The following is a 21,487-nucleotide window of genomic DNA, read 5'->3' as shown; positions in this document are numbered from 1 at the left end:
CGGGTTATGCAGGTCCGATGATGCCGATCCTCTACAGCTTCCGTCGGTGCCCCTACGCGATGCGCGCGCGTCTCGCGATCGCGGCGAACGATCGTGAGGTCGAACTGCGTGAGATCGTCTTGCGGGACAAGCCGGCGGCGATGCTCGACGCGTCGCCCAAGGGAACCGTGCCGGTGCTCGTGCTGCCCGACGGGACGGTGATCGCCCAGAGCCTCGACATCATGCGCTGGGCCTGCGCGCGTACGCCCGACGCCGAGTGGCCAACCGATAACGACGCTGGATTGATCGCGACGAACGACGGCGCCTTCAAACACCATCTCGACCGCTACAAATATGCCGATCGCTACGACGTCGATCCGATCGAGCACCGCGATGCGGCTACCGTGCTGCTCGGCGATCTAGGCGAGAGGCTGCGTGCTAGCGGCAGTCTCGGCACCAGCCCGCAGTCGATGACCGATCTCGCGATCATGCCGTTCGTCCGCCAGTTCGCGCAGACGGATCGTTCCTATTTCGACGGTCTGCCGTTCGAGCGACTGCATGCATGGCTGGCGATGCACCTCGCGTCGGCGTTGTTCGCTCGGGTCATGATACGCCCGGCGCCTTGGCAACCGGGCAATCCACCGATCATATTCCCGACAACGACGGACGCACAGTAGGAGGCCCCGGCAAGACCGAGGCCCCCTTCCCGCGTCAGAAGCCGACGCTGATCGTCCCGAACACCTGGCGGGGTGCGACCGGGAACTGGTTGAACGTCCCACTCGCCGCGCCAATGCTGAGCGTCGAGGCGGCGCGCTTGTTCGTGATGTTGGTGACGTTGAGGCTGACCGTCGCCGTCTTGACGATCTCCCCTTCCGACAGCGGTACGCGCGCGGCAATGCGGCCGGACAGCGTGAAGTAGGACGGCACCAACAGGTCGTTGGTGTAGGTCGCGAACCGCTTGCCGATATAGTCGCCGACGAGTTGCGCGTCGAAGATGCCGTAATTGGCCGAGGCGGTGAACTTGTTGAGCCAGTCGGGGCTGCCCGGCACCTTCTTGCCCGCGGTCGCAACCGTGCTCGTCCCGCTGATGTAGTTCTCCTCGTAGCGCGAGTTGTTGTACGACAGCGCATCGTAGAACGAGAAGTGCGAGCCGAACCGGAACGTACCGGCGACGTCGAACCCGTCGGTCTTCACCGCACCGACATTCTGCAGGATCGCCGCGCCGCTGACGACTGCGGTCACTACCGGCGTCGGGCTGATCCCGAGCAGACGGTTGCTAAAGTCGACGTGATAGACGCTGATCTGGCCATCGAAGCCGGTCAGCGGGCCGAGGTTCAGCGCATGATGCGAACGCAGCCCCGCCTCGTAGGTCCAGCTCGTCTCTGGCTCGACGTCCTGCTTGAACAGGTCGAACGCCGCCTGGCTGCCGAGGGCGAACGGTGACAAGCCCGCCGCCGCGCTCGTCTGGAACTGACGAATGTTCTTCTGGACGTTGACGAACACCTGTTCGTTGTCGGTCGCATCCCACAGCGCGCCAAGCTGTGGCAGAAAGTATTTGTGCGTGTCGATCTTGCCCACCGGCAGCGCGACCGAGCCGGTGAACGAGCCCGGGATCGGCTGCGTCGGCACGCGCTGCGACGCGTTCTGGAACGTGCTCTTCACGCCGCCCTGGATCGTCAAGCCCGGCAGGACTTTCCAGCTGTCCTGGATATGCGCCTGGTATTCGTCGACGCGGACTTCGCTGTGATATTGCGTGATCAGCGGGGTCAGTTCCTCGCGCGGACGCTGGTACGGCGTGCTCGGATCGTTGACCGGGAACGGATACCAGCGGCGATAGGCGGACGAGCTCTGATGCTCGTACCAGGCGCCGAACTCGACGTGATGCGCGCCGAGATCCAGTGCGAGGGTGGAGACGAGGCCGCCGCGGTCGATCCGGTATTCCGTCGTGCGCGTCGCAAGGCCCGAGCCGCCGAACACCTGGGTGAGGTTCTGACCGGGATAATAGAACGAGAACAGCTTAGGTAGGCCGGCGACGTCGATCGGACCGCCGATGACGCCGACGCCGTCGTTGTGATGATAATAGGCCTGGTTCGAGAAGGTGACCTTGTCGCTGACGTTCCACTCGTATTTGACGTAGCCGAGATAGTCGGTGCGCGCCGCGACGCCGTAGTAATTGCGGTAGTTCGACCCATCCGCCTTGTACGCGCCGGAGTTGAGATAGGTCAGCATCTCGTTGAAATTGGGATAGACGAACGGGCGAACATACGGCGCGGTCGCTTGCGTGGCCGTCGTGATGACGGTCGAATCCTCGTTCGGCTCGGTCTTGTCCGAGAACGCGCCATATAGCGTCAGCTTGCCGTTCGAGTCCTCGTGGACGAACTTGGCATTAGCCTGATAGCCGCCCTGGATACCGTTGAAATCCCACGCCTTGGCCTTCTGCCGCGAGCCCGAGATGTAGAACGCGTTGCCATTGCCAAGATCACCGCTGTCGATCCGCGCGAACAGTCGCGAGGTCGAATGGCTGCCCAGCGTCTGGTCGACCTGGACGCCCATGTCCTTTTTGGGGTCGCTAGAGAAGGTATCGATCGTACCGCCGAGGTTGCTGGTCGACGCGGTACCGAGATCGCCCGCGCCGCTGGCCAGCGTCACGCGCGATACGTTCTCCGAGATGATCGCACGTTGCGGCGACAGGCCGTTGTAATTGCCGTAATTCTGATCGCCCAGCGGTAGACCGTCGAGCGTGTAGCCGAGTTGCTGCGCGTTGAAGCCGTGGACGAACAGCGAGATGTTCTGCTCGTTATTGCCCCAGGGATCGGCGGTGAGGAAGGTAACGCCGGGGAGCGTTTGCAGCGCCTTCAACGGGCTGACGCCGGGAAGGATCTTCTGCATGTCGACGCCGCTGACCTGCGTTACCGATCGCGTGTTGGCGCCGGTAACGACGATCGTGTCATCCTGGCCGGCGGGCGGGGTTACCGAATCCGCGGGGTCGGCCACTGGTGCGGGCGAGCCTGGCCCCGCGTCCTTGGCAACCAGCGACTGCGCCGTTGCGGTGACTGGCACGCCGACCACGACAAAACCGATAGCGCCGCACAACAGCCGCGCGGCCGTACGAGAAAACATCGTCATTCCTGAAAACCCCTAGCGAGATCGATCGATCGTCACTCCCGGGGCTGCGCCTATTGGCACGACGAGACAGTCGGATGACCGTTACGCTACAGATTTAATATGGTGCGGTGCAGCGGTCCAAAAGGCCGCTGCACCGCCGCATCACTTCGCGGTCGCCGTCAGGCCGCGGTCTTCGAGCATCGGGCCGATATCGGGGTCCTTGCCATAGAACGCCTTGAACATCGGACCGTAATCCTCGGTATGCCCCTTCGACAGGATCATGTCGCGGAAGCGCTGGCCGTTCGCGCGCGTCAGCCCGCCATGCGCCATGAACCACGCATACGCATCGTTATCGAGCATCTGCGTCCAGAGGTACGCGTAATAGCCCGCCGCATAGCCACCCGCCCAGATGTGCGCGAAATAGCTGGTGCGATAGCGCGGCGGCACGTCCTTCGTGTCGAGGCCCATCGAGTTCAGCGCCTTGGTCTCGAACGCATCGACATCCTGCGGCCCGGCCGACGCCGGCAGCGAATGCCAGTCCTGGTCGAGCGTCGCCGCCGCTACCAGCTCGCCCAGTTCATAACCCTGGTTGAACTTCGCCGCGTTCTTGATCTTCGTGACGAGCGCCTGCGGCATCACCGCCCCGGTGCGATAATCCTTGGCATAGTTCGCGAATACCTTGGGATCGAGCGCCCAATGCTCGTTGAACTGCGACGGGAACTCGACCCAGTCGCGCGCGGTGTTGGTGCCCGAGACCAGCGGATAGGTCTGGTTCGCGAACAGCCCGTGCAGCGCATGGCCGAACTCGTGGAACATCGTCGTGACGTCGTCGAACGTGATCAGCGCGGGCTGGCCCGGCGCGGGCTTGGTGAAGTTGCCGACGTTATAGACGACCGGCTTGGTCTTCAGCAGCTTCGACCGGCCGACGAAGTTGGACATCCAGGCGCCGCCCGCCTTGTTGTCGCGCTTCCAGTAATCGAAATACATCAGGCCGAGTTCAGAGCCGTCCTTGTCGTAGACGGTGAAGACGCGGATGTCCGGCTGGTAGGTCGGGATATCGCGGCGTTCTTTGAAGGTGACGCCGTAGAGCTGGTTCGCGGCGAAGAACACGCCGTCGGTCAGTACGCGGCTGATCTCGAAATACGGCTTCAGCTCGTTCTGGTCGAGGTCGTACTTGGCCTTGCGCACCTTGTCCGAATAGAAATCCCAGTCGGACGGTGCGAGCGGGAACGCGGCGCCGGTCGCGTTTATGGTCTTCTGCAACTCGGCCGCTTCGCGACGCTGCTCGGCTGCGGTCGCGGGGACGAGCTGCGTCATGAAGCCCTTCGCAGCCGCCGGGGTCTTCGCCATCTGGTCGTACAACGAATAGGCGGCGTAGTTCGGATAACCGAGCAGCTGCGCCTTCTGCGCGCGCAACTGCGCGATCTTCTGGATCAGCGCGCGCGTATCGTTCGCATCGCCGCGCTGCGACCGGTTCCAGCTCTTCTCGAACAGCGCCGCGCGGGTTGCGCGATCGGAGAGCGAGGCGAGCGCCGGTTGCTGCGTCGTGTTCTGGAGCGACAACACGTACTTGCCGGGCATGCCGCGCTCCTTCGCGCCCTCGGCAGCGGCTGCGATCTCAGCGTCGCTGAGGCCCGCGAGCTTGGCCTTGTCGTCGACCACCAGCGCGCCAGCCTTGGTGCCGGCGAGCAGCTTCTGCTGGAAATCGGTCGTCGCGGTCGAGATCTGCGTGTTGAGCAGGCGCAGCTTGGCCTTGTCGGCATCGTTCAGCTGCGCGCCGGCGTGGAGGAAGTCACTGTGATAGATCTCGAGGACCTGCTTCTGCTCGGCATCGAGACCTAGCGAGTCCTTCTTTGCGTAGAGCGCCTGGACGCGCGCGAAGAGCTTCGGATCAAGATAGATCGCGTCACTGTGCTGCGCGAGCTTGGGTGCCTCGGCGGACCGTACCGCGTCGAGCGCATCGTTGGTGTTCGCCTGCGACACGCCGAAGAACGCCTGGCTCGCGCGGTCGAGCGTCCGGCCCGAGCGCTCCATCGCCTCGATCGTGTTGGCGAAGGTCGGTGCCGCGGCGTTATTCGCGATCGCCTTCATCTCGGCGATCTGTTCCGCCATGCCCTGTTCCAGCGCGGGCTGGTAATCGGCGTCGGTGATCTGGTCGAAGCGCGGCGCCTGGAACGGCAGCGTGCTGGGGACGGTCAGCGGATTGACGCGCGACGATTTGGCGGGGGTTTGCGCAGAGGCGGCGCTGGCGATGCAGCAGAGGATGGCGGCGGAACGAAGCAGGCTGGAACGCGACATTGACGACTCACAATGGCAGGAGTGATGCCCCTATCCTTGCCCTGCCGCAGCCCTTGTTACAATCGGTTAGCAAACCACCCGGTTGAGCGCTTGCACTGCCGCCCGCTCGCAGGCAGTAGGCGGTCAAACCCCAGGAGTTCCGACATGGCAAATACCCTCGAAATCGATCAGGCGAGCGTCGTCGACAACGACATCCAGAAGCAGATCGAATTTTCCGGCGAGTTCGACGGCGACGAATATGAGTTCGCGGTCAAGTACGCGGTCCTGAAGGAGCTGAGCGGCGACGAACCCGAGGACGACGGCATCGAGCTGTTCAATCGCTTCAACGACGACATCGTCGACGCGTGCCTCGCGGCCATCGAGCGCAAGCCCAATGCGTCGACGATCATCGTCGACGAAGACGATCTCGAATAATCAGCACTTTAGCGGCGATCGGCGCCGTCTCGAGCGCGCCGATCGCCTCTTTCGAACGCACTCAGTCGCCGGTCACGAACCGGCGGATACGGGTCGAGTAGCGACTGCCGACCAACAGCGTCACGCCGAACAGCATCGACGCCCCCCATATCGCCGCGAAGGCGATGATGACGATCTTCACCATAGTCGGACCTCGAACGTGTTCGCTGCGCGGCGCTTACGCCGCACCATCCGGATGTTCCCTGAACGTGATAGCAATCGAAGGTTCAGGGTAACCTGAGTTAGGCGACCGGAACGGCGCGGCGCAGAAGATAGATGTCCATGATCCAGCCATGCCGCTCGCGGAGGCTGGCACGAGCCTCGATGATCTCAATGGCGACCTCGGCCAGGGCGCCGGCGACCAGCGCCTGGTGCGCCATTCCCAGATACGCGCCCCACGATATCTCGATACCGGGTGCGTCCAGCGTCTGGAACGCGCAATCCCCGTCGAGCATGACCGCGATCGTATCGACGCCCGCCGGCCACCCCCCTGCCCTCAATCTGCGTCCCGTCGTGATGAGAACAGGCGCGCCGACCATATTCAACGGTATTGCGTGCGCTGCGGTCAGCGCCTGGAGACTAGTGACCCCGGGTTCGACCGTCACGGTCATCGCCAGACCGTCCGCGCGTAGTCGATCTGCGATGCGGAGCGTGCTGTCGTAGAGCGAAGGGTCTCCCCATACGAGCAACGCAAGGCGGCCCCCGTCGGGCAGGTGTTGCGCAATCTTGCCCCTCCAGACGGCCGCGATCGCGTCGTGCCATTGTTCGACCGCGCCCAAATAGGGGGCGGACGTATCGCGTTCAGGCAGATCGAATTCCACGACGCGGGTCGCACCGGTCAGGACGTCTGCACAGATGGTGCGGCGCAGGTCGATCAGGTCGGACTTCGCATCGCCTTTGCGTGGGAGGAGGATCAGGTCGGCGGCGTTCATCGCGGCGATCGCGGCGCGCGTGAGGTGATCGGGGTTGCCGGTGCCGATGCCGATCAGGTGGAGGTCGATCACTCCCCAGCCTCGGAATCCATCAGCGGACCGTAGAGGATCAGCGCGGGTTTGCTGGAAAATCCTGCCTCCAACTGCGCGGCCAGTTCCGCCATCGTCGAGCGCGCCAGGGACTGGTCGGGATGGCCGACATTCTCGGCGATCAGCGCCTGCGTATCCGGGGAAAGCCCGTGCTCGATCAGCGATGCCGCCAGCGCGGGAAACGTGCGCTTGGGCATGAACACCACCGTCGTCGCCTCGGGATCGGCGAGCGCGGCCATGTTGCGTTGTTCGGGAAGGTCGCCGGTGACGTCGTGGCCGGTGACGAACTGGACACGGCGCGCGCTGAGCCGGCGCGTGAGCGGGATCTGCGCGGCGGCAGCGGCCGCGCTGGCGGCGCTGATGCCGGGGATGATCTCGAACGTTATGCCCGCTGTTCTCAGCGCGACGATCTCCTCCTCCAGGCGACCGAACATGCCCGGGTCGCCGGACTTCAGGCGGACGACGCGGATGCCGGTTCGGGCGTATTCGACCAATAACTGCGATACATGCAACTGGCTTGGCGACGGACGACCGGCGCGCTTCCCTACCGCGATCAGGGCGGCGCCGGGGCGCGCATGGCCCAGAACGGCTGAAGACAGATCGTCGAACAGGACCGCGTCTGCAGTTTGCAACCGAGACACCGCCTTCAGCGTCAGCAATTCGGGATCGCCGGGCCCCGAGCCGACGAACGATACGAAACCGGTCATGGCGTAGCGGCGATCATGTGGAAGAAACTGCCGGATACGTGGCCGCGATACGAGCCGGTTTCGGGAACGGCATTGCCGTCGGCATCGGTGACGTGCGCGAGTGGAGCGTCCGGCTGGTCGATGATCGTGGAGTAATGGAATTCGTGGCCGGTCAGCGCAGCGCCGGCCGCGACCCCGCCCATCGACGCAAGCAATGTCGCGCGGCGATACCCGAGGTGCATCTTCCGCTGGGCATAGCTGGTAACCAAACCGAGCAGCCCCGCCATCCGGTAGCGCACGCCGTCCGCGTCGATCAGCGCCTCACCCAGCGCCATGTAGCCGCCGCACTCGCCGTGGACCGGGCGGGTCTTCGCGAACTCGGTCAGGCCTGCATGGAACCGGTGCGCTTCGGCGAGCTTGCCCACGTGGAGTTCGGGATAGCCGCCGGGGAGCCAGACGAGGTCGGCGTCCACGGCGGGGGCCTCGTCGGCTAGCGGCGAGAAAGGCAGGATTTCAGCGCCGGCCCGACGCCAGCCTTCGAGCACGTGTGCGTAGGTGAACGAGAAGGCGGCGTCCTGTGCGAGTGCGATTCGCTGTGCCGGGGGGCGTATCCAACTCGGCACGCTTGCCGGTCTCGCGCTGGCAGCCGCCGTGTCATGGAGCGCGGGGATATCGACATGCGCGCGCAGGAATTCGGCATATTCGGCGATCCGCGCATCGAGATCGGGATGCTCAACCGCTTGTACCAACCCGAGATGGCGTTCGGGGAGCTTCAGGTCGCCGCGCCGTGGCAATGCTCCGAACACGCGGATGCCGACCGCGTCCATCCCGCTGCGCGCGAGGCGTTCGTGGCGGGGGCTGGCGACGCGGTTGAGGATCGCACCGGCAATCCGCACGCTCGGATCATAGCGGCTGAAGCCGATCGCGATGGCGGCGGCGGACTGCGCCTGTCCCGAGACGTCGATCACCAGCACGACCGGCCAGCCCATCCTGCGCGCGATGTCGGCACTGGCCCCGTTGCCGGTAGCGCCCGGCTTCGCAACGCCGTCGAACAGGCCCATCGAGCCCTCCGCAAGCGCGAAGTCCGCATCGTCGGCTTTGGCGGCAAGGGTGTCGAGCATCGCCGCAGGCATCGACCAACTGTCGAGGTTGAACGACGCGCGGCCGCTCGCGGCGCGGTGGAAGGCGGGGTCGATATAGTCGGGGCCGCTCTTGAATGGCTGGACCGCAAGGCCGTCGTCGCGGAGCGCGCGGAGGAGGCCGAGCATGACGGTGGTCTTGCCGGTGCCCGATGCGGGCGCGGCGACCATCAGGCCGGGCGTCATGCGTCGTCTCCCGCGAACTTCGAGTCCGCCGATTGTGGCCGAAAACGCCGGTCGTAGCCTGTTGCATAAAGGCTGCTTTCCGCAAAATCCTGCGCTGCGAGCGCTCGGCCGACTAGGATCAGCGCGGTGCGATCGGGTTTGCCCGCTACGGCGTCGGCGATAGTGGCGAGCGTAGCGCGCGCGATCTGCTGGTCGGGCCAACTCGCGCGCCAGACGATCGCGACGGGGCATTCCGAGCCGTAGGACGGCGTTAGGTCGGCGATCACCTGCGCGAGATTGTGGACCGAGAGATGAATTGCGAGCGTCGCGCCGGTCGCAGCGAACGCGGTCAAGGTTTCGGCGGGCGGCATCGTGCTGGCGCGGCCAGACGTGCGAGTCAGCACTACCGACTGCGCGAGTTCGGGAAGCGTCAGTTCAACCTCTAGCGCGGCGGCGGCGGCGGCGAAGGCTGGTACGCCGGGGGTGATCGTGAACGTGATGTTGAGCGCGCGGAGACGGCGGAGTTGTTCGCCCATCGCCGACCAGATCGACAGGTCGCCGGAGTGGAGCCGGGCGACGTCTTGGCCGGCGTCGTGCGCCGTCTGGATCTCGGCGATGATCTCGTCGAGCGACAAGGGCGCGGTGTTGACGATGCGTACGCCGGGCGGACAATGATCGAGCATCGCCGCAGGAATAAGCGAGCCCGCGTAGAGACATACGGGCGATCCGGCGATCCGGTCGCGCCCGCGGAGTGTAAGCAGGTCGGGCGCGCCTGGGCCTGCGCCGATGAAGTGGACGGTCATGCGGATCCTTCTGCGATGGCGCACGTCGCCATGCGGTCGTGGGAAATGTGGCGCGGTGTCAGCAACCGCGCGCCGGGTCCTGCCGCAGCGAGTGCGCAAGCTTCGGCGACGCTGCCAGTCTGGCGTATCTTCAGGCTAAAAGCCGACTTCGTGGCCGTTTGTGCAGCGCGTAGCGCATCTGGGTCGATAGCGACCAGGAGCAGATCCAGCGCTTCGGCAAGCCGTTCGACCAGCGGAGCCTTGTCGCGAGGAGTGGCAAGCCGCGTGACTTGCGCCTGGCCGTGCTGCGCGCTGGCAAGCGCATCTTGCAGCGATGCCAGCGTGGCATCCGCGCGGAACCCGAAGCCGGCGACGATCACAGCGTGACGCTCCATTGGACGACCGGGTAGCTCGCGCGCCAGCCGCGTCGTGTGCCGAGCGGGGTGGCTTCCGACAGTTCGAGGCGCAGCAGGATGCCGCCCTTCAATCCATGCCAGCGCGACAACAACGCCTCGGATTCGAGCGTCACTGCGTTTGCGACCAGGCGTGCGCCAATCGGCAGCTTGGCCCACAATGTTTCGAGCAAGGCTTCGGAGAGCCCACCGCCGACGAAGACAGCATTCGGTGCGGCGTGACCTTCGAGAGCCTCCGGTGCACGACCCCGGATTACACGTAGTCGATCGACGCCCAGGGCTGCGGCGTTATTCTCGGCTCGGCCGGCGCGGAGGGGGTCGGCTTCGAATGCGGTGGCATGCGTCGACGGATGAGCGAGCAACCACTCGATGCCGATCGAGCCAGAGCCCGCGCCGATGTCCCACAGCGTCTCGCCGGGCCTTGGGGCGAGCGCGGACAGCGTCAGCGCGCGAACCGGGCGTTTGGTAAGCTGGCCGTCATGATCGAACCATGTGTCCGGCAGGCCGGACGCGTAAGGCAGAACCTTGCCCTGCCCCGCGAAGACGATCCCAACCGCGACGGGATGCACGATGTCGTCATCATCGAGGTCGGCTGCCGCGATGTCGCGAACACGCTCGCGGGGGCCGCCGAGCGCTTCGAGAATGTGCAGGCGCGATTGCCCGAAGCCGAGGTCGGAGAGATACCGTGCCAATTCGGCAACCGCTGCGCCGTCGCGGACCAGCACGATCGCGCGACAATCCGGGACTATGTGCCGGCGGAGGCGGGTAAAAGGTGCGGCGTGGAGACCCAGGCAGCTGGTTTCCTCGATTGGCCAGCCGAGGCGGGAGGCGGCGAGACCAAATGTCGAGGGCGCGGGGTGCGCTACCCATTCGCCGGGATCGAGGTGACGCGTGATCGACGTAGCCGCGCCGAACCAGAACGGATCGCCGGATACGAGCATCGCGACGCGCTTGCCACGGTGCGCGAGCAGCCGAGTGACACCGTCGCCGAACGGGACTGGCCAGGGTTCGACCGCGCTCTTAAGGTCCGGGAGCAACGCGAGGTGGCGGGTGGCGCCGGTCACCAGCTCGGCTTGTGCCAATGCGGCCTGCGCCGCAGCGGACAGGCCATCCACGCCGTCTTCGCCTATACCGATGATCGTCAGCCAGGGAGTGTCAGCCATGTCGAACATCCTGGTGCTGGGCGGCACGACCGAGGCCAGCGCGCTCGCCGCGGCGCTGGCCTCGCGCGGCGACGATGCGGTGCTCAGCTATGCCGGACGCGTTGCCGAACCGAAAGCGCAACCGATCCCGGTGCGCATCGGCGGGTTTGGCGGCGTCGACGGGCTGGTCGCGTATCTGCGCGAGGAGGGCGTGACGCATATGGTAGACGCGACGCACCCGTTCGCGGCCCGGATGAGCGCGAACGCGGTCATCGCGGCGGAGCGCGCCGGTGTCGCGCATATTGCACTGACGCGGCCGGCTTGGTTGCCGGTCGCTGGCGATCGATGGACGCGCGTGGCCGATATCGACGCTGCTGTTGCGGCGCTGGGCGGGCCGTCGCGGCGCGTCATGCTGGCGCTCGGGCGGATGCATGTCGACGCGTTCGCGGAGCAACCGCAGCACGACTATCTGCTGCGGTTCGTCGATGTGCCCGACCAGCCGCCGGGGTTGCCGCGTCATCATCTCGTGGTCGACCGTGGGCCGTTCGATGTCGAGGGCGATCGACGGTTGATGGCGTCGCGCCGCATCGAAGTCGTGGTCTGCAAGAATGCCGGCGGCACGGGGGCGTCGGCCAAACTGCATGCGGCGCGCGCGCTTGGGCTCACGGTGATCATGATCGATCGGCCTGCCCTGCCCGCTCGACGCGAGGTGCACGCGGTCGCGGATGTGATGCGCTGGCTCGATCATGGCGCCGACCGGGGGGTGTAGAGGATCGGTCCCACCGGGCGCTCGATAACGCGCGTAAGGCTGGAGCCGATGATGATCATCGTCCGCATGTCCGCCATGTCCGCGCGAGCTTCGGTCAGGGGCACGATGCGGAGGGTTTCTTCGGGGGTGGTGACGGCGCGCGCGAACAGCACTGGGCGGTCGTCCTGGCAGGTTTCGCGAAGGAGCTCGAAGATGCGGATCAGTGCGTCGGGGCGGGCTTTCGATCGCGGATTGTAGAAGGCGATCGCGAAGTCGGCTTCGGCGGCGAGGCGCACGCGGCGTTCGATCGCGGCCCAGGGTTTCAGATTGTCCGACAGGTTGATCGCGCAGAAATCATGGCCGAGCGGCGCGCCGGCTCGTGCGCTCGCGGCGAGCATGGCGGTGATGCCAGGAAGAACACGGATATAGAGGTCTCGCCATTCTAGCGGACCGGCTTCGAGCGCCTCGAACACCGCGGCCGCCATTGCGAACACGCCGGGGTCGCCGGACGAGACCACCACGACGCGGTGGCCTTTCGCCGCGAGTTGTAGCGCGTGCGTGGCACGGTCGAGTTCGACGCGGTTGTCGGTCGGATGGAGCGTCAGGCCTTCGCGAGGGGCGATGCGCGCGACATAGGGGATGTAGCCGATGACGTCGGTCGCTTCGGCGAGCGCGGCGGTGACCTCCGGGGTTACGAGTGCGTCGTTGCCGGGGCCCAGGCCTGCGATCGCCAGCCAGCCGGTCACGGACGGCGTCCTTGGCCGTGGATCAGCAGGATCGAGAAATACGGCGTGATCGCCTCCGCGTCGCATAGTCGCGTCACGCGCTGATCGGCCATCGCTGCGTACTCCACCAGCCATGCTTCGGTCTCGCGCCCCGCAGCGGCGACGGCGCGGCGGAGCTTGGCGAGGTGGCGGCCGATCTTCATCACCACCAACGCGTCGGTGTCGCGGATGCGGCGGACGAGATCGTCTTCGGGGAGCGTGCCCATCAGGACCGTCAGGACGTCGTCGCCCCAGGTTATCGGCGCGCCGCTGGCGGTCCATGCGCCGGACATGCCGGTGATGCCGGGGACGACCTGCACGGGCGCGATCGTCTGGAGGCGCGTGTAGAGGTGCATGAACGAGCCGTAGAAGAACGGGTCGCCTTCGCAGAGCACGACCACGTCTTCGCCGGTGCGCGTCAGGGCGGCGAGGTGCTCGATACAGGTGGCGTAGAAGGCGCAGAGCTGGTCGTTGTAGCGGGGGTCCGAGACCGGGATCTCGGTGGTGACGGGGTATTCCATCGGGAACTCGATCACGTCGTCGCGGAGCATGCCCTCGACGATCTTTCGCGCCTGGCCGGGGCGACCGGCCTTGCGGAAATAGGCGATGTGGCGCGCGTCGCGGACGAGGCGGTCCGACCGAACGCTCATCAGGTCCTGCGCGCCGGGGCCCAAGCCGACGCCGTGGATCGTGCCCCCAGTTCGCAACGGTATCATTCGGTGCCGCTCGCTAGCGCGTTGATCGCGGCGACGGTGATCGCGCTGCCGCCCATCCGACCCTCGACGACGACGCAAGGCACGGGCTGATCGGCCCATAGCGCCGCCTTGGATTCGACCGCGCCGACGAAGCCGACCGGGCAGCCGATGATCGCCGCGGGACGCGGGCAGTCGGGGTCTTCGAGCATGTTGAGCAGGTGGAACAACGCGGTCGGCGCATTCCCGATCGCGACGACGGCGCCGGCGAGATGTGGGCGCCAAAGTTCGAGCGCGGCGGCGGATCTGGTATTGCCCATCGTCCGCGCGAGTTCGGGCGTTTCGGCGGCATGAAGCGTGCAGACGATGCGGTTGTCGGCGGGCAATCTGGCCTTCGTGATGCCTTCGGTGACCATGCGGGCGTCGCACAGGATCGGGGCGCCGGCTTGCAGCGCGCGCCGGGCTTCGCTGGCGAACGTTGGCGTGAAGCGGATGTGCTCGGCTAGGCCGACGAGCCCGGCGGCGTGGATCATGCGGACGGCGACGGGCTCTTCCTCTGGCGAGAACCGCGCGAGATCGGCCTCCGCGCGGATCATCGCGAAGGACTGGCGGTAGATCGCCGCGCCGTCGGTTTCATAGGCGTACGGCATTCAGGCGGCTCCGAAATGGGCGAGGATTTGCGCGGCGTCGAGGCCTGCGCGGGAGGGTGGTGCGCCGGCGCGCGCGTCGAAGGAGAGGTCGTAGCGGCCTTCGCGACCGGTGAGCGTGACGTCGGCGGGGGCGGCGCGGGCGCATCCCTTGGCGCAGCCGGAGACGTGGAGGCGGCCGGTGACGTGAGGGGCGAGGCGTAGGGCGAGCGCGCGCGTCTCGACACTGCCCTGCGGACAGGCTGGCGCGCCGACGCAGGCGTCGACATGAAGCGTTGGCGAGGCGGAGTCGGTGATGAAGTCGATTGGGTCGGGCTCAACGCGAAGCGCCGCGTCGGCTTCGCAGATTGCGATATGCCAAGGGGTAATGCGGATCGCTTGAATTGCTTGCTCGGTGTCGACGTAGCGTGCCAGCGCGCGCGCTGTGATCCGACCGAATGGGAGGCCTAGCGCGAGTCCGAGGGAATGCTTTCCGATGCGAAGTGGTGGCGCGCTTGCGGCTGGAGGGGTTGTTGGGGCTGCCCAATCCGGAAGTGTGGCGCTGTGGCGTACCATGCGGCCGCTGGCGGTGCCGCCGCTGTCGACGAACCAGTGCGCGAGTGCGATCAACCGGTCGGCTTCGGTGCCGGGCGATACCGGCGTGCCAAAGGTCCCGCCGTCCGCGCGCAGGATAAGCGCTCCAGACTCAGCGCGCTCGATACGGAAGTCGGCGGGGGCGTCTTGCAACACCGGCGCTACGCCGGCGTCGATCGCGAAGCCGACCTTGCCGGGAAGTTCGGGCAAGTCCGCCAGGCGCGCGCGCAAGTGTTCGGCGATGCGGTGGGTGTCGTCACCTATTCGCCATTCCGGTGCGACGAGAATGTTCGCGCGCGCTTCCCGGATCGGATCGGGATCGATGAGGCCGAGATCGAGTAGTGTGTCGATCAATGGACGCCAGCTATCCTCGCGGACGCCGCGGATCTGGAGGTTCGCGCGGCTGGTACAGTCGATCAGGCCGTTGCCGTGCGTCGCCGCCGCGTCGCACAGGCTGAGTGTTTGCTCGCGCGTCACGCGACCGAGCGGTGGGCGGATTCGGACCAGCAGGCCGTCGCCGGCCATCATCGGGCGCCATGCGTTGGGGCACCAGCCTTTGACAAATGCGCTCATGCCGGCAGGTCCAGGCTCGCGAGGATCGAATTGCGGCGGGTCGGCCACAGGTCGGCTGCGTGGAGCGCGGCAAAACGCGCCTGCATCGCCGCGAGTGCGCCGGGGTTGGCTTCGGCAAGGAAGGCGTGGACGTCGTCGCGGCCCAGCGTCGCGTCGTAATAGAGGTCGATCAGTTCGGGACGGACTGCGCTGGCGAGATGCGCGAAGGCGCCGAGATGGTCGAGCGTCGCGGCGATCTCCGCACCGCCGCGGAAGCCGTGGCGCATCATGCCGTCGACCCAGGCCGGATTTGCCGCGCGGGCGTGGACGACGCGGGCGATCTCCTCGTTTAGCGGGCGGGCCTTGGCCTTGTTCGGATCGCGTGCGTCGAGATGGTAGAGCGTGGCGCCGCCCCCTGCGACCGATTGCGCGGCGGCAAAGCCGGCTTCGTGTGCGGCGTAATCCGCGGCGAGGAGAAGGTCGGTTTCGGGGAGGTCCTGGACGTGGACGAAGGCGTCGGCGGCGGCGACGCGGTCGCGGATGCCGGCGGGGTCGAACGTGTCCTGGCCCCCTTCCACATCGGCGTCGAGCGCGTGGCTGGAGGCGGAGAGCCACGCTTGGCCGGCGGTCAGGCGCGCTTCCGGCGTGTAGGTCTCGGCGGCATCGCCCATGCTCAGGCCGTAGCGGCCGGGTTCGGGGCCGTAGACGCGCGCGGTGACTGGCTTGCCGACGAACGGGTTCCAATCGGCCGGTTCGTCGCGTGCGCCTAAGGCTCGAACCGTCTGGCCGAACATCGTGCAGAGCGTCGGGAAGGCGTCGCGGAACAGGCCGGATACGCGCAGGGTGACGTCGATGCGGGGCCGGTCGAAGTTGGCGAGCGGGAGGATCTCGACGCCCGTCACGCGGTCGGATTGCATGTCCCATACCGGTTCCGCGCCGAGCAGGTGGAGTGCCATCGCGAACTCCTCGCCCGCGGTGCGCATCGTCGCCGAGGCCCAGAGGTCGACGACGAGGTTGCGCGGGTAGTCGCCGTGGTCCTGCAAATGGCGTCGGACGAGTTCGTCGGCGAGCTTCACGCCTTGGGTATGGGCAGCGCGAGACGGGACCGCGCGCGGGTCGGTCGTGTAGAGGTTGCGGCCGGTCGGGAGGACGTCGGCGCGGCCTCGCCACGGCGAGCCGGACGGGCCGGACGCGACGCGCTTGCCATGGAGCGCCGACAGGAGACCGGCGCGTTCGGCATCGCCTTGCTCGCCGCGGCCGTAGATGTGGAGGCCGTCGCCAAATTGGCTTTCCTTCACGTCGCAGACGAACGTGTCGATGCGGGTGATCGCTTCGGCTTGGGACTGTGCGTCGTCAAGGCCCAGCGTCGCGGCGAGGCCGGTGGCGGTGGCTTCGTCGCGGATGTCCCGTTGCAGGCGGTCGCGGCGGGCTGGATCGAGTCCGTCGGCGTTGGAGAATTCGTCAAGCAGCGCTTCGAGGCGACCAAGGCCGGCGCCGGTGCGCGTGCGTTCGAGCGGCGGCGGGACGTGGCCGAGCGTGACCGCGCCAATGCGACGCTTGGCTTGGGCCGCTTCGCCGGGATCGTTGACGATGAACGGGTAGATGACGGGCATTGCACCGGTCAGCGCCTCGGGCCAGCAGGCGTCGGACAGCGCGACCGACTTGCCGGGGAGCCATTCGAGCGTGCCATGCGCCCCGACATGCACCAGCGCATCGGTGCCTCGTGCGTGAAGCCAGAGGTAGAAGGCGACATAGGCATGGCAGGGGCAGCGCGAGAGGTCGTGATATTCCTCCGCGCGTTGCTCTGTGCGGCCGCGTTCGGGTTGGAGGGCGACGAGCGCCCCGCCCCGGTCGATCGCTGTGAAGGCGAAGTCTTCGGTGGGTTCGCCCCAGGTTTCATGGAGGTCGTCGCGGAGCGCTTCGGGGAGATGCGCGAGGGCTTTGCGGTACTGCGCGAGCGGCCAGTGGATGCGTGAGGTAGCGAGATCAGTTGCGTCGGGCGTGATCGCGTAGCCGGCCTCGGTGAGGTCTTCGAGGATCGCTTGCGTGGAGGCGAGTGCGTCGAGGCCGACGGCGTGCGCCATCTGGTATGCCTTGCCGGGGTAGGTCGAGAGGATGATCGCGATGCGGTGGTCGGCGACGGGTTTGCTGGCGAGGTTTGTCCACGCTTCGATGCGCGCGGCGATGGCGGCGATTCGTGCTGGGTCGGCGCGGTGTTCGCGGCGGGTGTATTCCAGGTCGCCGTCTCGCGCGGCGGCTTCCTTGAAGCTGGCGACGCCGGCGAAGAGGCGGCCGTCCACCTCGGGGAGGACGACGTGCATCGCCAGGTCGGCGGGCGACAGGCCTCGGGTGGCGCCGGCCCAGGCGGCGCGGTCGGAGGTGGCTAGCGCGATCTGGAATACTGGGACGTCCGCGCCGTCGAGAGGCGTGGCGTCGGTGGCGCCTCGTGCGGAGAAGGCCGTGGCGTTGACGATCGCCGCCGGCGTGAGCGCCGTGACCCAGCGGCTCAGCCAGCCGGCTGCGTCGGGAGCTTTCAGCGAGGGTGCGAAGAGGCCGATGACGTCGAACCCTCGCGCGGTTAGCTCAGCGTGAAGCGCTTCGATCGGGTGAAGGTCGGCGGCGGTCAGGTACGAGCGGTAGAAGACGATCAGGATGCGGGGGCGTGTCGCGTTCAAATCGAACGCGGCCGGACAGGTAACGCCGTCGTGCGGTTGCCAGCCGCCAACGTCCGCGATCGCGCGGACGCCGGTGACGGGGCCAGCGTAGCAGCCTGATGCGAGCGCGAACTGAGCTAAGGCAGCCTGCGCTGCGACTGCGCCGCCGGTGTCGCAGAGATGGGCCAGGCGGCGGAGCGTCGAGAGCGGGATCGTCGATGCGGCGTCGAGGCGTGTGTCGATGCGGCCGTCTGCGGCGAGGACGGCTAGCGCGATGCCGTTCTCGCGCGCGAGGTTTTCGACCTGTTGCAGGCCGTAACTCCAGTAGGAGCGCCCGCCGATCAGCCGGATCAGGATGCCCTTCGCGCCCGCCAACGTCTGTTCGATGTAGGTGTCGACCGAGAGCGGGTGCTGGAGCGCGGTCAGGTTCGCGAGGCGTAGCGAGGGCAATCGGCTACCGGCCGCATCCGCACGTTTCCAGCCCGCGGCGAACGCGCCGAGGTCACCGTCGGAGAAGGACAGGACGACGAGGTCCGCGGGGGATTGGGCGAGGTCCTGCGGGACCGCGCTTTCCTCCAGCCCGTGGGTCTCGCGGAAGACGACGTGCATCGTGCGCCTCAGCCGTCCAGCGCGGCCTTGATGCGGGCCTCGTCGATCCGGTCGTGCTCGGCGATGACCACCAATTGCGTGCGGCGCGGTTCGCCGGCGCGCCATGGGCGATCGTACTGCGTACGGACGCGCGCGCCGACCGCCTGGACGAGCAGGCGCATCGGCTTGCCGGTGACGGCGGCGTACCCCTTTACGCGGAGGATGTCGGCGCTGCGGGCGAGCGCCTCGATCTTCGCGGTCAGGTCGGCGGGGTCGGCGATCTCGCCAAGCTCGACGACGACGCTGTCGAAATCGTCATGCTCGTGATCGTCCTCGCCGTCGTGATGCGACGGGCGGCTGGCGATATCGTCCTCGGCGGCGGCGTTAAGGCCCAGGATCACGCGCGGATCGATGATACCGTCGGTCAGGTCGATCACCGGGAGCGGCCGTGCGGATTCGGCGGCGATCACCGCGCGTGCCTTGGCGACGCCTTTGGGGCCGGCGAGATCGACCTTGGTCAGCAGCACGATATCGGCGCAGGCGAGCTGGTCCTCGAATACCTCAGACAAGGGCGTCTCGTGATCGACGCTGGGGTCGGCGGCGCGTTGGGCGTCGAGCGCAGCGACATCTGGCGCGAAGCGACCGGCGGCGACTGCTTCGGCATCGGCGAGCGCGATGACGCCGTCGACGGTGATGCGCGAGCGGATCGCTGGCCAGTCGAACGCCTTGAGCAGCGGCTTGGGCAGCGCGAGGCCGGAGGTCTCGATCAGGATGTGATCGGGGCGCGGGTCGAGCGCGAGGAGCGCCTCCACGGTCGGGATGAAATCATCCGCCACCGTGCAGCAGATGCAGCCGTTCGCCAGCTCGATCACGTTCTCCGCCGGGCAATCGGGGATCGCACAGCCCTTGAGGATGTCGCCGTCGATACCGAGCGTGCCGAATTCGTTGACGACGACGGCGAGACGGCGGCCGTTCGCGTTGCGGATCAGGTGGCTGATGAGCGTGGTCTTGCCGGCTCCGAGAAAGCCGGTGACGATGGTGACGGGGACCTTTGAAAGATCGGGCATTGGTATTCTCCTGCGAGCACACGCACGCACGACCATAGGGCCGCACGCGTTCGTCGCTCAGACGGAGTACCGTGCCGCGACCATCCCCTGGATCGTAGCAAGAGCGACCATATGCGCTGGCAGGTCTCCTGGCTCGCGGGTCGAGGCTCGACGTACGCCTTCCCAGGTTTCCCCAGTGGCTGCCCTTCTCGTGAAGGGCGTGTGCGTCTCGCTCACCGCTTACAGTTGCAGGGACAGCCGCGGCATTGGGAGGAACTCCCGCACCGCATTCCCATTCAAGCCCCGAAGGGCACCGGCGCGATCTGTGAGGTTCGGTGAAACCGAGCCTCGGGGGTGGGTTAGAGCAGTTTGGCGGGACTGCCAATTCGCATATCGGTAGTTTTCGATGCTCCCCCGCGAGGGGGAGGTGGCTGGCACTTGCCAGACGGAGGGGGAGGACACGGAACAAACGTGATCGTCGTCCTCCCCCTCCGTCGCTTCGCGCCACCTCCCCCTGGCGGGGGAGGATCGAGAGCGCGTCGAGCTTGGGGAACAGAGGAGCTAGCTTATCCGTGCACGACTTCGATCTCGTCGAAGCGTTTCCAGCGGTAGATTGCGAAGCTCAGCACCCAGCAGAGCACGAACAGGCCGATGATCGCAAAGCCGAGGCCATTGAAGTTCTCGCCGAGTGCCGTTGCAACGTCCCATATGCCGCCGGTGAAGCCGAGCTTCGATCCGAGCAGCGCGAGCGTCTCGATCCCGCCGATTGCGATCGCGACGATCGCGGAGATCAAGGTGATGGTTATGTTGTAGTAGAGCTTACGGATCGGCTTCACGAACGCCCATTCATAGGCACCAAGCATAACGACGCCGTCCGCGGTGTCGACCAGCGCCATGCCGGTCGCGAACAGCACGGGGAGGACTAGGACGACACCGATCGAGAGACCGTCGGCGGCCTGGCTCGCTGAGAGGCCAAGGATCGCGACCTCCGTCGCCGTGTCGAAACCGAGTCCGAACAGGAAGCCGAGCGGCGCCATGTGCCAGCTCCGCGTGACCAGCCGGAACATCGGGCGGAACAGACGTGCGAGCAGGCCGCGGTTGCCGAGGAGGAGGTCGAGGTCCTCCTCGACATAGGTGCCGCCGCCGCGGACATGGCCGAAGGTGCGCCAGACCGAGCGGAGGATGATCAGGTTCATCGCGGCGATCGTGAACAGGAACACAGCGGAGATGACGGTCGCGACCACCCCGCCTACCTGCTTGAATGCCTCGAACTGCGACAGCGCATTGGCGGTCAGTGCGATCGCGACCGCCGCGATGAGCACGATCCCCGAATGGCCGATCGCGAACCAGAAGCCGACCGCGATCGGGCGCTGGCCGTCCTGCATCAGCTTGCGCGTCACATTGTCGATCGCCGCAATGTGGTCTGCGTCGACCGCGTGGCGCAGGCCGAGGCCCCAGGCGAGCAGCGCCGTGCCCAGCATCAGCGGTTGCGCGTGGAACAGCGAGAACGCCCAGCACCACGCGGCGATGTTGGCCGCGACCAGGCCTGCGAACATCCAACCGATGCGCTTTCGGGTCGAAACCCGCGTCGGTCGTTCCATCGTCAAAGTCGTCATGCACAAACCCCGCAGCGTCCGACGAGGACCGGGGCCTGCCGAAAACGGCCGGGCCATGCGACGACCGGACGCCATGAGCGGCCGACGCACGACACCGATGCGGCCCCCGCCACATGGTCGTCGCTCAGCCAGTGTCACGCAGGCGGCGTTCACCGTGCCTCGGCCACCCCCTGGACCGGGACAAGAGCGACCAGACGCCGGCAGGTCTCCTGGCTCGCGGGTCGCTGCTCGATGCACGCCTTCCCAGGTTTTCACCCAGTGGCTGCCCTCGCGAAAAGGGCTCGTGCGTCTCGCTCGCCGCTTACAGTTGCAGGGACAGCCGCGGCATGGGACGGCGAACCGTCCGCACCGCATTCCCAATCAAGCCCTTCCGGGCACCGACGCGATCACGGGAAACGGCTGGAAGCCGCGTCCCGCGTGTTC

At 66.8% G+C, this 21,487-nt stretch carries 19 protein-coding genes and 2 riboswitches; of the genes, 3 read left to right on the top strand and 16 right to left on the bottom strand.

Going from position 1 to position 21,487, the window contains the following annotated elements; all coding sequences use genetic code 11:
• Positions 1-17: 17 nt before the first annotated feature.
• On the top strand, positions 18-656 hold the full coding sequence (locus tag AC59GX_RS17100; protein WP_426282135.1) for a glutathione S-transferase: 639 nt from the start codon (positions 18-20) through the stop codon (positions 654-656).
• Between the two features lie 34 nt (positions 657-690).
• Here the strand turns inward: AC59GX_RS17100 and AC59GX_RS17095 are convergent, their stop codons facing one another.
• Entirely contained in the window at positions 691-3,099 is a 2,409-nt protein-coding gene (locus tag AC59GX_RS17095; protein ID WP_426282136.1) for a TonB-dependent receptor, read from the bottom strand.
• A 147-nt stretch (positions 3,100-3,246) separates the two neighbouring features.
• Positions 3,247-5,382 carry a M3 family metallopeptidase gene (locus AC59GX_RS17090; RefSeq protein WP_426282138.1) on the bottom strand — a complete coding sequence of 712 codons (2,136 nt, stop codon included), beginning with the start codon at positions 5,380-5,382 and terminating at the stop codon, positions 3,247-3,249.
• A 144-nt stretch (positions 5,383-5,526) separates the two neighbouring features.
• On the opposite strand from AC59GX_RS17090, the gene AC59GX_RS17085 reads away from it, so the two are divergent.
• Positions 5,527-5,796, top strand: a complete 270-nt coding sequence (locus AC59GX_RS17085; protein WP_056058830.1) for a DUF1488 family protein — start codon at positions 5,527-5,529, stop codon at positions 5,794-5,796.
• Between the two features lie 61 nt (positions 5,797-5,857).
• Here the strand turns inward: AC59GX_RS17085 and AC59GX_RS17080 are convergent, their stop codons facing one another.
• From AC59GX_RS17080 to cbiE, 7 genes are all read right to left on the bottom strand, one after another.
• Positions 5,858-5,980, bottom strand: coding sequence for a hypothetical protein (locus AC59GX_RS17080; RefSeq protein WP_426282139.1), 123 nt, complete (start codon positions 5,978-5,980; stop codon positions 5,858-5,860).
• Between the two features lie 97 nt (positions 5,981-6,077).
• Positions 6,078-6,839 (bottom strand): precorrin-6A synthase (deacetylating), encoded by a 762-nt coding sequence (gene cobF, locus AC59GX_RS17075; RefSeq protein WP_426282140.1) that lies wholly within the window; start codon positions 6,837-6,839, stop codon positions 6,078-6,080.
• Positions 6,836-7,564: a uroporphyrinogen-III C-methyltransferase gene (gene cobA, locus AC59GX_RS17070; protein WP_426282141.1), complete on the bottom strand. Its 729-nt coding sequence runs from the start codon at positions 7,562-7,564 to the stop codon at positions 6,836-6,838. The genes cobF and cobA overlap by 4 nt, the downstream gene beginning before the upstream one ends.
• On the bottom strand, positions 7,561-8,868 hold the full coding sequence (locus tag AC59GX_RS17065) for a cobyrinic acid a,c-diamide synthase CobB (protein WP_426282142.1): 1,308 nt from the start codon (positions 8,866-8,868) through the stop codon (positions 7,561-7,563). Before AC59GX_RS17065 ends, cobA begins: the two co-directional genes overlap by 4 nt.
• The gene (gene cobM, locus AC59GX_RS17060) at positions 8,865-9,650 is read right to left on the bottom strand and encodes a precorrin-4 C(11)-methyltransferase (protein WP_426282143.1); all 786 of its coding nucleotides are present in this window, start codon (positions 9,648-9,650) and stop codon (positions 8,865-8,867) included. The genes AC59GX_RS17065 and cobM overlap by 4 nt, the downstream gene beginning before the upstream one ends.
• Complete coding sequence (locus tag AC59GX_RS17055; RefSeq protein WP_426282145.1) at positions 9,647-10,024, bottom strand: cobalamin biosynthesis protein; 378 nt, start codon at positions 10,022-10,024, stop codon at positions 9,647-9,649. Before AC59GX_RS17055 ends, cobM begins: the two co-directional genes overlap by 4 nt.
• Complete coding sequence (cbiE, locus tag AC59GX_RS17050) at positions 10,006-11,205, bottom strand: precorrin-6y C5,15-methyltransferase (decarboxylating) subunit CbiE (protein ID WP_426282146.1); 1,200 nt, start codon at positions 11,203-11,205, stop codon at positions 10,006-10,008. The genes AC59GX_RS17055 and cbiE overlap by 19 nt, the downstream gene beginning before the upstream one ends.
• Between cbiE and AC59GX_RS17045 the strand changes: the two genes are divergently transcribed.
• Complete coding sequence (locus AC59GX_RS17045; RefSeq protein ID WP_426282147.1) at positions 11,204-11,953, top strand: cobalt-precorrin-6A reductase; 750 nt, start codon at positions 11,204-11,206, stop codon at positions 11,951-11,953. The genes cbiE and AC59GX_RS17045 overlap by 2 nt on opposite strands.
• Here AC59GX_RS17045 and cobJ read toward each other — a convergent pair.
• The 7 genes from cobJ to AC59GX_RS17010 all read right to left on the bottom strand — a co-directional run bounded on the left by cobJ (position 11,929) and on the right by AC59GX_RS17010 (position 21,064).
• Positions 11,929-12,678 carry a precorrin-3B C(17)-methyltransferase gene (gene cobJ / locus AC59GX_RS17040; RefSeq protein WP_426282148.1) on the bottom strand — a complete coding sequence of 250 codons (750 nt, stop codon included), beginning with the start codon at positions 12,676-12,678 and terminating at the stop codon, positions 11,929-11,931. The two genes, AC59GX_RS17045 and cobJ, sit on opposite strands and share 25 nt — an antisense overlap.
• Positions 12,675-13,412 (bottom strand): precorrin-2 C(20)-methyltransferase, encoded by a 738-nt coding sequence (cobI, locus tag AC59GX_RS17035; RefSeq protein WP_426282149.1) that lies wholly within the window; start codon positions 13,410-13,412, stop codon positions 12,675-12,677. Before cobI ends, cobJ begins: the two co-directional genes overlap by 4 nt.
• Positions 13,409-14,038: a precorrin-8X methylmutase gene (locus AC59GX_RS17030; RefSeq protein WP_426282150.1), complete on the bottom strand. Its 630-nt coding sequence runs from the start codon at positions 14,036-14,038 to the stop codon at positions 13,409-13,411. The genes cobI and AC59GX_RS17030 overlap by 4 nt, the downstream gene beginning before the upstream one ends.
• Entirely contained in the window at positions 14,039-15,181 is a 1,143-nt protein-coding gene (cobG, locus tag AC59GX_RS17025) for a precorrin-3B synthase (RefSeq protein ID WP_426282152.1), read from the bottom strand.
• Entirely contained in the window at positions 15,178-18,423 is a 3,246-nt protein-coding gene (gene cobN, locus AC59GX_RS17020; protein ID WP_426282153.1) for a cobaltochelatase subunit CobN, read from the bottom strand. Before cobN ends, cobG begins: the two co-directional genes overlap by 4 nt.
• Before the next feature lie 8 nt (positions 18,424-18,431).
• Positions 18,432-19,469 carry a cobalamin biosynthesis protein CobW gene (gene cobW, locus AC59GX_RS17015; RefSeq protein ID WP_426282155.1) on the bottom strand — a complete coding sequence of 346 codons (1,038 nt, stop codon included), beginning with the start codon at positions 19,467-19,469 and terminating at the stop codon, positions 18,432-18,434.
• 101 nt (positions 19,470-19,570) lie between these two features.
• A riboswitch (cobalamin riboswitch) is annotated at positions 19,571-19,781 on the bottom strand.
• 233 nt (positions 19,782-20,014) lie between these two features.
• The gene (locus tag AC59GX_RS17010) at positions 20,015-21,064 is read right to left on the bottom strand and encodes a HoxN/HupN/NixA family nickel/cobalt transporter (protein ID WP_426282156.1); all 1,050 of its coding nucleotides are present in this window, start codon (positions 21,062-21,064) and stop codon (positions 20,015-20,017) included.
• 182 nt (positions 21,065-21,246) lie between these two features.
• A riboswitch (cobalamin riboswitch) is annotated at positions 21,247-21,461 on the bottom strand.
• Between the last annotated feature and the right edge of the window lie 26 nt (positions 21,462-21,487).

It is taken from the genome of Sphingomonas sp. 320_CC (assembly GCF_059691795.1).
Note: the sequence above shows the minus strand (reverse complement) of the source record. Positions and strands in the feature narration are given on the sequence as shown.